The organism is Desulfogranum marinum (genome assembly GCF_016918565.1).
GTDB classification, from domain to species: Bacteria; Desulfobacterota; Desulfobulbia; order Desulfobulbales; family Desulfobulbaceae; genus Desulfogranum; species Desulfogranum marinum.
On the sequence record NZ_JAFFQD010000024.1, the window covers coordinates 30,234 to 46,344 of the forward strand.

10 protein-coding genes and 3 pseudogenes are annotated in these 16,111 nt (G+C 48.3%); 8 read left to right on the forward strand and 5 right to left on the reverse strand.

All coding sequences use genetic code 11. From position 1 onward, the window contains the following. Nucleotides 1–24: 24 nt before the first annotated feature. Entirely contained in the window at nucleotides 25–753 is a 729-nt protein-coding gene (locus tag JWH17_RS13780) for a FadR/GntR family transcriptional regulator (protein WP_205223209.1), read from the reverse strand. A gap of 295 nt (nucleotides 754–1,048) precedes the next feature. Here JWH17_RS13780 and JWH17_RS13785 point away from each other — a divergent pair, with 295 nt between their 5' ends. From JWH17_RS13785 to JWH17_RS13795, 3 genes are all read left to right on the forward strand, one after another. Then, nucleotides 1,049–1,837 carry a TIGR00266 family protein gene (locus JWH17_RS13785; RefSeq protein WP_205223210.1) on the forward strand — a complete coding sequence of 263 codons (789 nt, stop codon included), beginning with the start codon at nucleotides 1,049–1,051 and terminating at the stop codon, nucleotides 1,835–1,837. A gap of 391 nt (nucleotides 1,838–2,228) precedes the next feature. Beyond that, on the forward strand, nucleotides 2,229–2,696 hold the full coding sequence (locus JWH17_RS13790; RefSeq protein WP_205223211.1) for a (2Fe-2S)-binding protein: 468 nt from the start codon (nucleotides 2,229–2,231) through the stop codon (nucleotides 2,694–2,696). After that, on the forward strand, nucleotides 2,693–4,840 hold the full coding sequence (locus tag JWH17_RS13795) for a xanthine dehydrogenase family protein molybdopterin-binding subunit (RefSeq protein WP_205223212.1): 2,148 nt from the start codon (nucleotides 2,693–2,695) through the stop codon (nucleotides 4,838–4,840). Before JWH17_RS13790 ends, JWH17_RS13795 begins: the two co-directional genes overlap by 4 nt. A 4-nt stretch (nucleotides 4,841–4,844) precedes the next feature. On the opposite strand, the pseudogene JWH17_RS24650 reads toward JWH17_RS13795, so the two are convergent. After that, nucleotides 4,845–5,224: pseudogene (locus tag JWH17_RS24650) on the reverse strand (ATP-binding cassette domain-containing protein); the annotation flags it as partial. 146 nt (nucleotides 5,225–5,370) lie between these two features. On the opposite strand from JWH17_RS24650, the gene JWH17_RS13805 reads away from it, so the two are divergent. The 3 genes from JWH17_RS13805 (at nucleotide 5,371) to ptsG (ending at nucleotide 11,246) form a co-directional block, all read left to right on the forward strand. After that, nucleotides 5,371–6,651, forward strand: a complete 1,281-nt coding sequence (locus JWH17_RS13805; RefSeq protein WP_205223213.1) for a carbohydrate porin — start codon at nucleotides 5,371–5,373, stop codon at nucleotides 6,649–6,651. Nucleotides 6,652–6,931: 280 nt separating this feature from the next. Beyond that, nucleotides 6,932–9,457 carry a phosphoenolpyruvate--protein phosphotransferase gene (gene ptsP / locus JWH17_RS13810; protein WP_205223214.1) on the forward strand — a complete coding sequence of 842 codons (2,526 nt, stop codon included), beginning with the start codon at nucleotides 6,932–6,934 and terminating at the stop codon, nucleotides 9,455–9,457. Nucleotides 9,458–9,461: 4 nt separating this feature from the next. After that, nucleotides 9,462–11,246: a PTS glucose transporter subunit IIBC gene (gene ptsG, locus JWH17_RS13815; RefSeq protein ID WP_205223215.1), complete on the forward strand. Its 1,785-nt coding sequence runs from the start codon at nucleotides 9,462–9,464 to the stop codon at nucleotides 11,244–11,246. Nucleotides 11,247–11,394: 148 nt separating this feature from the next. On the opposite strand, the pseudogene JWH17_RS13820 reads toward ptsG, so the two are convergent. Together JWH17_RS13820 and JWH17_RS24115 are read right to left on the reverse strand one after the other, a co-directional pair. After that, a pseudogene (locus JWH17_RS13820) lies at nucleotides 11,395–11,604 on the reverse strand (putative transposase); the annotation flags it as partial. Between the two features lie 34 nt (nucleotides 11,605–11,638). Beyond that, nucleotides 11,639–11,806: pseudogene (locus tag JWH17_RS24115) on the reverse strand (putative transposase); the annotation flags it as partial. Between the two features lie 678 nt (nucleotides 11,807–12,484). Between JWH17_RS24115 and JWH17_RS13825 the strand changes: the two are divergent. Together JWH17_RS13825 and JWH17_RS13830 are read left to right on the forward strand one after the other, a co-directional pair. Continuing rightward, a complete protein-coding gene (locus JWH17_RS13825) occupies nucleotides 12,485–13,447 on the forward strand; it encodes a TAXI family TRAP transporter solute-binding subunit (RefSeq protein ID WP_232371095.1) in 963 nt (320 codons plus the stop codon). Nucleotides 13,448–13,624: 177 nt separating this feature from the next. Further along, nucleotides 13,625–15,349: a TRAP transporter permease gene (locus tag JWH17_RS13830; RefSeq protein WP_205223218.1), complete on the forward strand. Its 1,725-nt coding sequence runs from the start codon at nucleotides 13,625–13,627 to the stop codon at nucleotides 15,347–15,349. Between the two features lie 460 nt (nucleotides 15,350–15,809). Here the strand turns inward: JWH17_RS13830 and JWH17_RS13835 are convergent, their stop codons facing one another. Further along, a complete protein-coding gene (locus JWH17_RS13835) occupies nucleotides 15,810–16,079 on the reverse strand; it encodes a substrate-binding domain-containing protein (RefSeq protein ID WP_332468417.1) in 270 nt (89 codons plus the stop codon). Nucleotides 16,080–16,111 lie beyond the last annotated feature (32 nt).

Here is a 16,111-nt window from a genome sequence, read left to right on the forward strand (position 1 = left end):
CTGTTTCCTATGCCAGCCTGCTGATCAAGAGATCGTTTCACCATTTTTCCTTCTCTGCCTGATTATTTGCTCGAGCGCATCAAAGTGTTTTTTCATAACCAACTCTGCTTTTTCTCCATCGCGGGCCTTGATGTGCTCGTAGAATAATTCGTTAAATCGGATATCCTTCCTGGCTGTTTCCATGTCTGGTTCTTTGTCAAGAACCTGTTGAAAGACGTGGACAAGAGCGGCCATTAAGCTACTGATAAAGCGATTGTGGCAGGCATCGGCTATTAACTTATGAAAGCCTATAGCCTTTGTCTGGTTCGGTTCACCCTTTTCTATGGAGTGATGAATTGCCGCAATATACTCTTCCATGGCGACGAGATCATTTTCAGTCCTCCGTGCTGCAGCAAGCCTGGCAAGTCCTGGTTCAAGAATCTGTCTGAATTCGGCGAGATCAGTTACAGTCACTCCACCAAACAAAAAAGCGTTGGTGACAACGTTCACCATCTTCTCCACGCCAGGTTCAGCAATGAAGCTGCCGCCAAAAATCCCTCTTTTTTTGACAATCAGCCCTTCACTCTCCAGCTCATGTAAAGCCTCCCGGACTGATACCTTGCTTACCCTGTACTGCCTGGCAATTTCAACTTCAGGAGAGAGCTTGTCACCCGATTTATACACCCCGTCTAATACGGCCTGCTTTAAGTCACTTTTGATCCGGTCTGCAATTTTTTTCTTAGGCGACAACTTGGCCCTGGATGAAGAGGACACAACAAACTCCACAAAAATTAAAGTTAGTTCTTTAAAAGTTAGTTCTTTTACGCGGGTATACTTACAGACATTGTGTGTTTTGTCAAGAAAGCTGAGAGTAGGTGACATGCAGGGGGTGGCGGGATTACATGGATATGTATGAATTAACAGGAAGAGGCTAGCGGGCTTAATTGGCAAAACGGTTTCGGTTGCCGATAGTCCACTATATCACAGTGGATCAATTGACAAGTGTTACCCTCTTTTATATCATAGAAAGTACAAATAATTACTGCCTATTAAAGCAAGAGGAACAACCATGCGCAGTCATGAAATAGATTATGAAATCATTGGTAATGATATCCAGATAATTGAGGTGGAGCTTGATCCGGGGGAAACAGTCATCGCGGAAGCAGGCGCCATGAACTACATGGAAGACGGTATCGGTTTTGCAGCAAAAATGGGCGATGGGTCGGAGTCGGAAAGCGGGATTATGGGGCTGCTTAAAGGCGTCGGCAAACGAGTTCTCACCGGCGAATCCATTTTCATGACCCACTTTACAAATAATGGTGGTGGGAAGAAGCGGGTTGCTTTTGCAGCGCCTTACCCGGGGAAAATTATTCCCATTGATCTAGGCACCATTGAGGGTGGGGAACTCTTATGCCAGAAAGATGCGTTTTTGTGCGCTGCCCTTGGCACTGAGATCAGTATTGCGTTCAACCAGAAACTGGGGGCGGGGTTCTTTGGTGGTGAAGGCTTCATCCTTCAGAAGTTGGTAGGCGACGGTATGGCATTTATCCATGCCGGTGGCACCGTCGTGAAAAAAGAACTCCGAGGCGATAAATTACTAGTGGATACCGGTTGCCTGGTCGGTTTTTCAACCGGTATTGATTACAGTATTGAGCGAGCCGGCAACCTGAAATCAATGTTTTTCGGCGGTGAAGGGTTATTCCTTGCCACCTTACAGGGCCATGGAGCCGTGTGGTTACAAGGCCTGCCGTTTTCCAGAATGGCGGATCGTATCATCGCCAACGCACCATCGGCTGGTGGTGAAAGCAAGGGAGAAGGTTCAATGCTGGGCAACCTCGGCACGTTCTTTGAGAAATAAAGTACTGCTCTTGTCCGCCTTTGCCTGTTTTTGTCCTGTAGCAAGAGTACTTGATTTGGAAACCTCAAGTATCAGGTTAAGTTATCATCTGACAACTGACAGGTCAAACCTCTTATACTATCAGCTTTAGCCCGAATTTTTTATGAACATTATGAGGATCTGTACAATTGTAAACAATTTCAAAATGTTGAACATCAATAAATGAAGTTGTAAATTTTTACAATATTCACCAAAGGTGCCGGTAAACGGTATCAAAAATTTAGCAAGGAGTATGAGGGGGCAACTCTACCACGTCGGTTGGTCTGAATTACCATCTTGTTGAAATTATATTAACAGTGTTTCCAAGGTATAGCGATATAGATTGAAACTAAAATGCAGCTATGGAGGACATATGATTTCGTTACATGTAAATGGAGAGGTCAGTAAGGTTGATGTGGACCCCGATACCCCGTTGCTGTGGGTACTGCGTGATAACTTGGGGATTACAAGCGTCAAGTATACATGTGGGATTGCTGAGTGCGGTATCTGTACGGTGCTTTTAGATGGTGAGGCTGTCCGGTCCTGTTCAATCACTGTAGAGGAAGTCGTTGGGAGCAAAATTCTTACAATTGAAGGCATCGCTGATGATCATCCTGTCAAGATTGCATGGATTGAAAAGCAAGTGCCCCAATGTGGGTATTGTCAACCAGGTGTCATGCTGCAGACTGTTGACTTTCTCTCCAGGGTGCCTGATCCGTCTGGTGAGCAGATCAATGAAGCTCTAGATGATGTAATTTGCCGATGCGGCTCCCATCCGCGGATGAAGCAGGCAATAAAGCTTGCTGCAGGAATGACCTCAACTGCGGGTGTGAAATCATGACTATCGATATAACAAGAAGGACCTTTTTGCAGCAAAGCAGCCTTGTTATTGGTGTAACGTTACTCTCAAATTCTTTCGAGCTCTGCAATGTGTCTTTTGTTAGAGCAGGTTCAGAACTGACATTTAAACCTCATGCTTTTCTCGAAATCGCAAAAGATGACTCGATAATAATCTGGATGGGGCAGACCAATCTTGGTCAGGGGACGCATACCGGTATCCCTATGATTATCGCCGATGAACTGGATGCTGCATGGAAAAATATTGGAGTGAAAATGGCGCTTGCTGCAGAGCCGTTTAAAGACCCTCTGTGGCATGTCCAGTTAACCGGAGGTAGTACGAGCATTCGTCACCGCTGGGATATGCTACGCCAAGTAGGTGCAACAGCCCGTCAGATGCTTGTTGAGGCTGCAGCAGAGAAGTGGGGCGTTTCTGCGGAGAAATGCACGGCAAAAGAATCCAAAGTCTTTCACCCTGACGGACGCAGCTTCTCCTATGGAGAACTCGTAGAAACGGCAGGAAAAAGGAAAATTCCTGAAAATTCTCAGCTGAAAGATGCTGGAAAGTACAAAATAATAGGTACATCCAAGCAGCGACTAGATATACCGGATAAGGTAAAGGGGAAAACCGTTTACGGTATCGATTTTACCTTGCCTGAAATGTGCATAGCAGTGGTAGCTCGTCCTATTGCTTACGGTGCAAGCCCCCAATCCTACAATGAACAGGCTGCCATGGCTGTCAAGGGGGTGGTTAAGGTCGTCCCCATTGATGATAAGATTGCGGTATGCGCAGAAACGACCTATGCGGCTATGCAGGGGCGAGATGCTCTCAATATTAAGTGGTCGGAAGGCTCCCATCCAGATTTGAATGATGAATACCTGGATGCCTTGTTTGTAAAACATCTTGAGCAACCTGGTGCGGTTGGCAAAGAAAGCGGAGATGCTGAAGAAGCTTTTGCTCAAGCTCACAAAACTGTAGAAGAATCCTATAAGCTACCGTATATCTCACACGCTCAGGTTGAACCAATAAACTGCACAGCTCATGTGGAAAAAGAGCGTTGTCGGCTATGGGTGCCAACGCAAGGGCAAACAGTTGCCCAGATGACAGCCTCCAAGATTACCGGGCTGCCACCTGAAAAAGTAGAGGTGATGACCACTTTTGCTGGTGGTGGTTTTGGTTTGCGTGGGGAACCTGATCCGGTTGTTGATTCGGTAATACTTTCTCAGGCTTTAGGCAGGCCTGTGAAAGTAATCTGGAGTCGTGAAGACGACTTTGCCAATGACTATTTTCGCCCAGGCAGTCAATGTCGAATAAAAGCTGGGCTCGATAAAGAGGGCAGGGTAGTCGCATGGATACATAAAGTTGCCGCCCCTTCAGTTATGTCCAGGGTGATGCCCCAATACGTAGAGGATGGAATAGATCCTGATGCCATTAGTGGCATCAGGGATATGCCATATTCTATCCCTAATCAGCTTGTAAACTATGTCATGTTGCAAGGGGTGCCTATACCTGTCGGTTGGTGGAGGTCTGTAGGGTATTCTGTCAATGTATTCACAGTAGAATCTTTTATAGATGAGCTGGCCCATAAATCTGGAAAAGATCCGCTCCAATTTCGCCTGGAGCACATGGAGAAAGGTTCTCGCCCTTATAAGTTGTTGTCACTTCTCGCTGAAAAAGGTGCATGGAACAGTCCGGTTACCCAAGGAAGGGCAAGAGGTGTGGCCCTGACATTCTGTTTTGAGTCTATTGTTGCCCATATAGCTGAAGTTTCTGTGGACAATCGAGGAAAAATAGCGGTCCATAAAGTGATATGTGCTGTGGACTGTGGAACAGCCGTTTATCCTGATGCAATTAAAGCTCAGGCTGAAGCCGGAGTAGTTATGGGGTTAAGCCTGGCCTTTCATGAAGAGGTTCATTTTGATAATGGCGGGGTCAAGACAGCAAATTATGATGAATACCCTGTGCTGACCATGTCCGAGGTACCTGAAATTGAGGTACATATAGCAAGCAACAACCTGAAGGCAGGAGGCATTGGTGAACCAGTGCTACCCTCGGTAGCCCCGGCAGTTTCCAATGCTGTGTTTAAAGCAACCGGTGTGCGACTAAGAGAATTGCCGTTTAAGACTGAATTGTTGGTTAGTGGCTGATCGAACCGAGAGTCATGGCTTCGACTTGATCATGGGTGACATACAAGGTTGTTTTGCCCAGTTTTCTTTGTAACAGGGAGATTTCAGCCATGATCTGCGCACGCTGTTTCGCGTCAAGGTTTGACAAGGGTTCGTTCAAAAGAAAAACCGTTGGATTCCTTACAAGGGCCCGTCCCATGGCGACACGTTGCCGTTGATCAGGATTTTTCCATCGGTCACATTTTCAAGTCCGACCAGTAAGCGGAGTGCTGTTGACTTGCCGTACCCTGATGGTGCAATCAGGACGACAAGTTCTCCATCGCTTATTTTCAGTTCGAAATCTTTGAGCGCCAGGGTGTCGTCGGGATACCTCTTTGTTACCTTTTGAAAATCTAGCGTAGCCACAGTCAGCCTTTTATTTTTTACCTCAAAATGTTTTTGCGTTGAATATGTACCCTGCAGGCAATAATGATATTTAAAGGTAGATTCTAGAAAGGAACGATATTCGGCGACTCACATTTTTGGGACTTTTCATCCAAAGGGAGGTCAGAATGCGGAATCTTTGTTCGAGCTGCCAAATCTGTTTTGCTTTACTTTTCTTATTCGCACCCACTGTTCATGGTGGTGAACTTTATTCAACCCAACAATACCTGACTGGTGACTGGGGCGGGAAACGGACTAAACTCAATGAGGCAGGGGTCCATATCGGTCTCAGTTACACGGCTGAGCCTGCCGCTTCTGTTTCCGGAGGCTTTGAGCAGGAGAGCACCTACCTGCATAACATCAATGCCGAGCTCAAGCTGGATCTCACCAAATTAATCAGTCTGCCCAAGACCCGATTCCTGGCAAAATACTCAAGCAGGAGTGGGGATAACCTGTCTGAAGATTATGTAGTTCCGGCTGCAACTGAAGATGGGCGGTACATCTACGGCGAATATTACAACAAAAGCCAGGAGGCTTTTGGCGGTCAGACCACTAAGCTTGTCAATTTTCAATTCACAACCCAGTTTACCGAGGACCTGTCTCTGGATTACGGGCGACTGGTGATGAATGATCTTTTCCTCCGTTCGGATCTGTACTGCAATTTCATGAACAACGCGATATGCGGTAGCCCCAAAGGGGTCTTCACCCCGTATTCTCTCAACGCCTACCCAGATGCCACCGCAGGTGTTCATGCCGGTTATAAGATTGGAGAAAAGGTGCAGATAAAGGCCGGTGTGTTTGACGGAGGCTGGACTGAGCAGGACAAGAACGGCTGGGACTGGACCCTGGGCGAAAATGGGATGGCCATAGCTGCTGAACTCCAGTTTTATTTTCATCGAGATGCTCAAGCAGGGGTCGACGATGTCGTCAAGATAGGGTTGAATCATCATACCGGTGATTTTCAGGCCTTTGATTCCGATGAAATTTTTGAAGGACAGACATCTTTCTGGGTACTTAGCGACTGGATGCTCTACCGCGAGGAAAGTGCTGATGACCAGGGCCTTGCGGCTTTCGGGTCAATAGTTTTGAACACGGATGATGAAATATCAGCGCTTCCGATGAGTATTAGTGCCGGCTGTATCTATAGGGGGTTGATTCCGACCAGGGACAGGGACAAGCTAGGGTTAATGCTCACCTACGCTGAACACTCGGATTTCAATACCTATACACATGATTTCGTTGGTGAAAAGGAAAGAGGCAACGAGACCCTTGTGGAACTTACCTATAATATGGTTCTCGGGTATGGCCTGGAACTGATGCCTTCTATCCAATATATTTTGAATCCCAATGGTTCCAAAGATTTTTCCAATGTGACTGTGCTGGGCCTTAAACTCAATGTCAACCTCTAGCCCGGATTTCTCATCAGTGAAGTTTTTCGCAGATCGAGGCGCAGGACATGCAGCAGGTAAGCGTAGACTCCGATAGTAAGCTACCGCAAATGGCCTGCAACAAAGAGTCTGCGGAAAAATCCGCTGACCCGGAGGGTGAGTTTTTTGATTATCGACGAAAAAAACAGTCTGTTTATTTAGCGCTACCGTATTTTCTATAAATATCAAAAAGTTAAGTCGAAGATCAGAAAACTCATGAGAAATCCGGGCTGATATCCTCAACCTTTAAAGGAAGAGAAACATGGATAAAGTCATTGTAAAATCACCATTATCTGGAGTGATATACCCGATCGAGCAGGTTCCCGACCCGGTATTTTCGCAGAAAATGGTTGGAGACGGAATATCGATTGACCCTGTCAACAACGTCCTGGTCGCCCCCTTTGACGGCACGGTCACTCAAGTGCACAGTGCCTGTCATGCGGTCACTATAACCCACCAGACCGGCCTGGAGGTAATGATGCATATCGGTATCGATACCGTTGCCTTGAAGGGTAAGGGCTTTACTGCTCATGTCAAAGAGGGACAAGAGGTAAAGCAGGGGGATGAGTTGATCTCGATAGACATGGATCTTGTGGCGACCAGCGCCAAAAGCCTTCTTACCCAGGTTATTCTCACAAACGGTGAGCTTGTGGCCGATGTCGTTAAGGCAAATGGTCTGGCTGAGCATGCTGTTACCGATCTGATGACGGTGACCCTGAAGAGAGATACAGGCGATGGAGAAAAAGAGTCCGGCCTGGAGGTGCTGTCAGAGGCATTGGTTGTACCAAACCCAACCGGTCTCCATGCCCGGCCAGCAGCGGTGCTTGCCGCTCTGGCCAAAAAGTTTGATGCCAGAATCGAGTTGATAAAAGGAGAGGAGCGTGTCAATGCCAAGTCCGTAGTTGGCATCATGAAACTGAACGTCGCCCATCTCGACAAAATCCAGCTAAGAGCTATTGGCCCAGACTCGGAGTCTGCCGTGGCAGAGATATTGCCACAGATCGCAGGTGGCCTTGGCGATGAGGGGACAACTCCCGTCTCCGTACCTGCATCCACGGAACTATCTGAAGACCAGACCATGGTAACAGGGCCCAAAAGCGGTGATCCGAATCTCTTGCTCGGTGTTGCAGCAGCACCTGGGATTGCTGTGGGTAAAGCTGTCAGGGTGCGTGAAGAGGTCTTTGATTTTGAGGAAGAGGCCGATGATGCCCATCACGAAAATGTCCGTCTTGACAACGCAATAGAAGAGGCGAAAAACTATCTTGAGGCGCTACAAATAAACCTGCATAAGCAATCAGATGGGGCCAAGGCAGCAATCTTTGCTGCCCATCGGGAGATACTTGATGATCCGGACCTGCTGGATATCGCGAGGAGCCTGACAGCAAAGGGAAAAAGCGCGGAGTATGCCTGGCAGAATGCGTATACCACTCTTGCTGACCAGCTGGCCGTATTGCAAAACGAGATCCTTGCCGGCAGGGCGAATGATCTTCGTGATGTGGGAAAAAGGGTGTTGCGGATACTAACCGGTAAAGAGCCTGAAGAGTTGCAGCTGCCTGATGTGGCCATACTGGTAGCCGAAGAACTGACCCCATCGTTTACCGCTACCATAGACACAACAAAGGTCAAGGGGTTCTGCACGACCACTGGAGGTGCAACTTCGCATGTCGCCATCCTGGCCCGGTCCCTTGATATAGCAGCCGTGGCCGGGATCGAGGCCGAGGCACTTGAGATACAAGACGGGACCCCGCTCATTCTCAATGGCGGTAAAGGAACGCTGAGGATCAACCCTTCAGATGAGTTGATCCGGCAAACCCTTGAAGAACAGGCGGCTATGCAGGAGCAGAAGGAAAAGGATCTTGCGGCGGCAGGTGAAGCGGCAGTCACCACCGATGGGAAGAGGATGGAGGTTGTCGCCAATATCGGTGGGGTTGAAGAGGCGAGGGAATCGATAACCCTTGGCGGGGAAGGGGTCGGACTTCTCCGCTCGGAGTTTTTATTTCTTAAGAGAACCACTGCACCGACCGAGGACGAGCAGTATGAGGTGTATCGGGATGTCCTGCTTGCTCTTGAAGGTCGCCCCCTTATTGTTCGGACCCTGGATGTGGGCGGCGACAAGCCACTTCCATACCTGCCCATGCCGGTTGAGGAAAACCCTTTTCTCGGGCAACGAGGTATCCGTATCGGACTGGAGCGGCCTGAAATTTTCCGGGTCCAGGCCCGGGCAATCCTGCGAGCCGGAGCGTATGGCAAGATACGGATCATGTTTCCGATGATTGCAACCATACAAGAGTTTCGCGAAGCCAGGCAGATGTTGGAGGTAGAGCGGGAAAAACTCGGAGTCGCGCCAATCGAGGTCGGCATCATGGTCGAAGTTCCGTCCACCGCTGTGATGGCTGAACAGTTTGCAAAAGAGGTTGATTTCTTTTCGGTCGGTACCAATGACCTGACCCAGTACTGTCTGGCCATGGATCGGGGACATCCTAAACTTGCATCCAAGGTGGATGGTATGGACCCATCTGTCCTTAGAATGATCCGGCAGGCGGCAGAAGGGGCTCATAGTCAGGGGAAGTGGATTGGAGTCTGCGGTGGCCTGGCCTCTGATCCCGATGCCGTACCAATACTTATCGGACTGGGGGTTGATGAACTTTCAGTATCCGTACCCGCCCTGCCTTCAATCAAGGCGGAAGTTCGAAACTGGTCGGAGAGCGATTGTCGTAAGTTGGCTGAGGATGGTATTCACTGTGTTTCCAGTTCAGAGGTGCGCGAACTGGTAGGAAATGCGAGGTGATGGCATGATAAAGAGTATGTGGAATCAGGCGTTCGCTTTTCTGCAGAAAATAGGAAAATCACTTATGCTGCCGGTTGCCATTTTACCGGCAGCCGGTATCCTTCTTGGCGTGGGGAGCGCTGAATTTTCAATCTTTCCTGAAATTGTCAACTCCATGATGGCAGCCGCCGGGGGTGCAATTTTCGGCAACCTGGCCCTTTTGTTTGCTATTGGCGTTGCCCTGGGATTGACAAAGAATGATGGTGTGTCCGCATTATCGGCTGCGGTTGGGTATGCGGTGATGGTTGCGACAATGGGGGTAGCCGCAGGTCTACTTGGGTTGGAGACGCGATCCGTACTCGGTATGGACTCCATTGATACCGGTGTATTTGGTGGGATATTGGTTGGTGGCCTGGCTGCTTTTCTGTTCAATAAATACTATCGTATATCCCTCCCTTCATATCTTGGCTTTTTTGCCGGCAAACGATTTGTGCCGATTGCCACCTCCTTTGCAGCCATATTGCTTGGCGTTGTGCTCAGCTTTATCTGGCCCCCTGTTCAACATGGCATTGATGCGTTTTCCGAGTTTGCCTCGACCGGTAATACCACCCTGGCAGTTGGGATCTACGGGTTCGTGGAGCGGCTGCTGATTCCCTTTGGGTTACATCATATCTGGAATGTTCCTTTTTTCTTTGAACTGGGGAGTTTCACCACTCCGGACGGAGAGGTCGTACGGGGAGTTCTGAATCGATTTTTTGCAGGGGATCGTCAGGCAGGAATCTTGGCTGGTGGTTTTGTGTTCAAGATGTTTGGTCTGCCTGCTGCAGCACTTGCCATATATCACACGGCAAAATCTGAAAACAAGGTAAAGACAGGGAGTATTATGCTGTCAGCCGCTCTTACCTCCTTTCTCACGGGTATCACCGAGCCCCTTGAGTTTGCTTTCATGTTTCTTGCACCGCTGCTTTATCTGTTTCATGCGGTACTGGTCTCAGTTGCTTTTGTCGTGACCTACCTGCTGGATGTGCGCATGGGATATTCATTTTCCCATGGTCTGATTGACTATCTTTTGTTTTATGCCATCAATATAAAGCCCTGGATGATCCTTATCCTGGGACCGATTTTCGGCGGTATCTATTATGTGGTATTTAGGCTGGCCATCACCATGTTGGATCTGAAAACACCGGGAAGGGAAGACGCCGAGGCCGATGCGGATGAGGCGCGAAATGTAGCCGCAGATACTATGGCAAAGCAGCTGGTCCTCGCCTTTGGCGGTAAATCGAATATTGTTAGTCTTGATGCCTGTATCACCAGACTGCGGGTGGAAGTAAACGATATCACCAAGTCCAACCCGGATAAGTTAAAAGCACTTGGAGCAGCAGGGGTTGTCACTGTAGGAACAGGCCTCCAGGCTATTTTTGGGACCAGGTCGGAAAACCTGATGACCGATATGCTACTGTATCTTGAGACAGCAGGTGATGATGCCGAGCTGACAGACCAAGAAATGCCCTCTGAAATCTCCTACAAGGAGGATGCGGTCCGACCTAAACTGCGAGATCAAAATGCGCCGCAGAAAGTTGCCGAGTGGCTGAGTGCCCTCGGCGGAGTGGAAAATGTAGGAATGGTTGAAGCCTGTGCGCAGACAAGGCTGAGAATACGTATCAAGGATTTCACCAAAGTCAATCAACAAGCCCTGTTGCAAAAAGGGGTCGAGGCGATTGTTCCCATTGATGATACTCTCGTTCATCTGCTGACTGGGTTGAATGCAGACCAGTATGCAGCGGAGATGGGCGCTCAGGTAGCTGGGTAATAGGAATTTGTCATCAGTAGAGTCTTGCACAGGCGGGAGGTGAGCATGGAGGTTACCCCAAACCTGCCTGTGACAGGACGTTTGTTAATTTAATAGCAGGAATTCTTTTTCTGGTAGTTCAAATTGACCAGCCAAAGGCTTGGGCTGTTTACAGTTCTACTTTGTCCTGAACAATGCTTATTCGTACTGGTGAGTACTTGCCCACAAGATCACCACCGGGCATAGTTACGGTCTGTTCGGTGAAGCTTGCTTCCGGCCAATCAATGTCTGGATGTTTATGATATGTCATGCAGCCAATCCGGTGATTTTCCCACATCCTATAGAAAAAAGCAGGGCTGTATCCTTCCCGATCAAAAACTAAAAAAAAGACAGAGAAACGGTTTGTTGTCTAATTATTCTGCGGTTGGCTGGTTGGGGATATCTTTTAACAGGCGAGGTACAATGTCTTTTTCCAGGGTTTTTGTCAGGCCTGGATCTATGGCTTTTTCTACCATGAAAAATGAGCGTCCAGTGGCATCGTTCACCCAATAGTCACTGGTGCCGCACAGGCACAACCGTTCACGTGAGACATATCAACTTGCCGACAACTCCCTGCCAATACAAGTTGTGCACTATTAAAGCGAAACATTCGCTGATCATTGGCTGGGTGAGTGTAGATATGTACACCACCATGTAATAGGTCCAGCTGTCATCTTCGCTCACGACACTGATCAGATGATTAATTGCAGTTGCGCCGGGAGATATAAATGGTCATGTTTGCTGAGCAATGGGGTGAAAAAGAGCTATAGCGTCAAATCAAGAGGTCTAAACTTTCAATTGGGCTAAATGTGTAGAAAGAGCAAGAAACACATCTTTGCCGGACCAATAGATGCCACAAAGACTATTGACCTGAAATATTTTCGACTATTTTTTGTCCCCTCTTGAGACATTTCTTGGCTGCTACTCGTAATATATTTTCCACTTAGCAGCTTGTTCAAATCCTCCAAGCCTCTTTCCTGCTCACACTTCGCTAATTCCCAAGTACAAATTATCCCTTGTTGAGGATTGGTGGTAATCAAATATTTATTTGAAATAACAACTAAAAGAAGATAGATTGTAAAGAGTTGATGATTGATTGGAAGAAGAATTTGTAAGAGTTAGGATTTGTTTACAAAATAATGCCCTATCGCTTATTATCAGTGACAAATGTCACAGTTAAGCCTCACTCTCAACAACCCAAAGCTAGGAGGATGTCACAAATGAAACAGATCGTTAAAATTTCAACCCTGCTTATCGTAACAACCCTCGTCTTCACTATGCCCGCAATGGCCAAGCTTTACGTCTTTGGTGGCGGCCCAGCCGGTGGTACCTTTCAGACCGTCGCCAACGCTGTTCAGGTTTACGGGCCGATTAAAGATCTGGCCAAAGATGGAGTCACCATCAAAACCCAGTCGTCAGGTGGCTCGATCGCCAATTTGCGTAACGTCGACAAAGGCAAAGTTGCCTTCGGCACTGTCTACTCCGGCCATGTTTACCTTGGCGCTAACGGCCTGCTGAAGAACGACACGAAAAAATACCAAAATGTTCAGGCTGTTGCTTTCCTTTATGGTGCTCCGGCACAACTGGTGGTCAAAAAAGGATCCGGTATCAAGTCAACCAAGGATCTGGTCGGCAAAAAGGTCGGCGTCGGTAACGCTGGTTCTGGAGCCTTCGCCAACTGCGAGCTCTTCTTCACCCACATGGGCGTATGGGACAAGGTTGAGCGCAACGCCATGGGCTACAACGATGCTGCTGCCGCTTTCGGCAATAACCAACTTGATGCTTTCTGGCTGTTCACCGCTTTTCCATCCGGCGCTATCATTATGGCTGCCCAGACCAACGACATCGAGTTGATTGATCTTGGTGCCGATGCCACTGCTTCCGGTTTCTATGACAAGTATCCCTACTTCGGCAAAATTAAAGTGCCGGCTGGCACCTACAAAGGTATTGAAGCCGACGTACCATCCTTCCAGGACTCGGCTCTTTGGGTTGCCAACAAAGACGTTCCAGAAGACGTCGTTTACAACATGCTCAAAGCAATCTTCACCGACGAAGGCCTGGCACACATGGTCGCTCAGAAGAAAACCTTCAAGGCCATGGCCGTTAAAAAAGGTGCTGACGGCATCGTTACTCCGATGCATCCAGGTGCTACCAAGTTCTGGAAAGAAAAAGGCGTGCTCTAATATCGCTGTCTGAGAACAATGTACTCGGGGCAGGGGATCCCCCTCTGCCCCGAAGTTTGCAAACAGTGTAAATTGAGAATATTGGGAACAGGCAGCAGCGAATAATTCGCCCCGATTTTATCCCCGGCTTCGTGTTCCCCATAGTATCGTCAACCTTTAATGATCCAGAGGTGTTCTGTGTATCAAAAGCTAAAACGATTTGAACAAATTATATTTGATATCTGCGCCATGGGGCTGCTGCTGTTCTATTCATACGCCGCCATCATCACACCGGCAGCTACCCAGTATCACCGCGGCATCTATGTCATCATTACTTATATCTTGGTTTTTTTGAGCTACCGCTCGAAAAACATCTTACTGCGGGTGCTCGATTACATTTTGATGGTTGCCTCGATCATCTCGATAAGCTACTGGATCGCCAATTTTGAGGTTATCAATTACCGGACAGGCGCCGAAACCCAACTCGACACCATCATGGCGGTCATCGGCGTGGTTATCAGCGTTGAACTGGCCCGGCGGGTGGTCGGCAACGTCTTTGTCGTTATCGGCTCTTTGATGCTTGCCTACGGCGTCTACGGCGCCCATGTGCCGGACCTGTTTGCCCATGCCGGGGCAACATTCCCGGAACTTTGCATCGAAATTTTCTACCGCAGCGACGGCATCTTCGGCATCATGGCCAACGTTCTCGCAACTTACATTCTGCTGTTTGTACTTTTCGGCGCATTTCTGGAGAAGTGTGGCGCACAGAGATTTTTTATTGATTTTCCTCTAGCAGCAGTCGGTCACAAAATCGGCGGCCCAGGCAAGGTAGCAGTCATAGCTTCCGGCCTGTTCGGTTCGATCTCCGGTAGCGCCATCGCCAATACTGTCTCAACCGGAGCCTTCACCATCCCGATGATGAAAAAAGCAGGTTTCAAACCGCATATTGCCGGAGGTATCGAACCGGCAGCATCGATCGGCGGGATGTTCATGCCACCGATCATGGGTGCGGGCGGTTTCATCATGGCCGAATTGACCGGGGAGCCCTATTCGCGGATCATGCTGGTCGCTCTATTTCCTGCCATCATGTACTTTTTCAGCGTCTTCGTCATGGTCCATTACGAGGCCAAAAAGGACAACATCGTCGGTGAAAAGTCCGAACATAGCGCCATGGGAATCCTCAAGGCAGAGTGGTATTACACGTTGCCACTGGTCGTTATCACCATCTTCATGCTCTACGGCTATTCGCCAGGCTACTCTGCTATTATCGGTCTGATCACCTGCATCATCGTCTCCTGGTTCCGCACTGAAACACGCATCGGCCCGAAGCAATTTCTCGAAGCAGCACGTGAGGGTGCCGAAAGTAGTCTTAAGATCGGTGCAACTGTGGGTGTTATAGGAATTATTATCGGCGTTCTGACCTATAGCGGTCTGGTGCTGACCTTCGCTGATATCGTTATCGAAATGGCTGGCGGTTCGCTGGTCCTGACCATCCTGCTGATTGCCTTGGCTTCGCTGGTTCTGGGAATGGGTGTGCCGGTCACCGCCGCCTACCTGATTACGGCTGTGGTCGCGGTTCCGGCCCTTACTCACCTGGGTGTAAACGAACTAGCCGCGCACATGATCGTTTACTGGTTGTCTCAGGATTCCAATATTACACCGCCAGTCTGTATCGCCGCCTTTGCTGGCGCAACCATTGCCAAGGCAAATATGTGGAAGACAGCTTTTTCTGCCTTCAAGTTTGCCAAATTCCTCTACCTTGGTCCCTTTCTGTTTGGCTATGTCCCAGGGTTTTCCCTCAACGGCACGACAATGGATATCGTCAAGGCCTTCATCTTGATTATCATCGGAACCTACTTCTATTCCTGGTTCCTCAGTGGCATCTGGATCCGCTGGTTTATACCGAACAAAAAGGCGGCATAAACCAGCAGTTGAAAACATCTACGCCCCATTTTCGGTTAGATATTTGCCACGTAGCTCAGAGACCGGTAATTTTATCGAATGTGGTGGTTGAAAAGGAGGAAGTATGCTGGCAGAGGCATTAACCTTCGACTCCTTAAATAGATTAAACTTAGAAAGCGATAAGTATCTGTAATTAATTAAATAATATTTAAAATTGTAGTGTCGTGCGCATGACTTTATAGGGTAACCCCGAAAAAGGCGTACACATGATTCGATACAGGAGCAGCAAGCAGCTCACGCTCGACGGATTTCACCGTGCCATTTGGCGGCAAGCTGAATCCTGACAACAGGTGGGTGAAGGGGGGCGAAATTATTCCCTGGGATGACCTTGCCGTCGGTTATTATAAGACCATGGATGATTGATGTGGTAGGAATTTGTAAAATTGTACGTTTGCCAAAACCTGTTTCCTCGAATGCTAAGTTATTGTTGGGTGCTTTCTCCTTCAATAAGCCTAAAACCAAGATCAATTATATTTGACTCTAACTTTTCCCCGTTAATTCTTTTCAATGCAGATTCTGCTGCAATTTTCCCGATTTTTCTTCTTGGCGAGTGAGTGGTCGTCAGCCTGGGAGACGTTAACCGACCGGTGACGAGGTTGTTAAAACCGGTTACTGCTTTATCTTCAGGCACTTGCACTCCCAATCGATTGAAAGTTAAGAGCATTGCCGATGCAAAAGTATCATTATGAATATACCGTCATTGTCTGTCTCTGAAATCCCAGA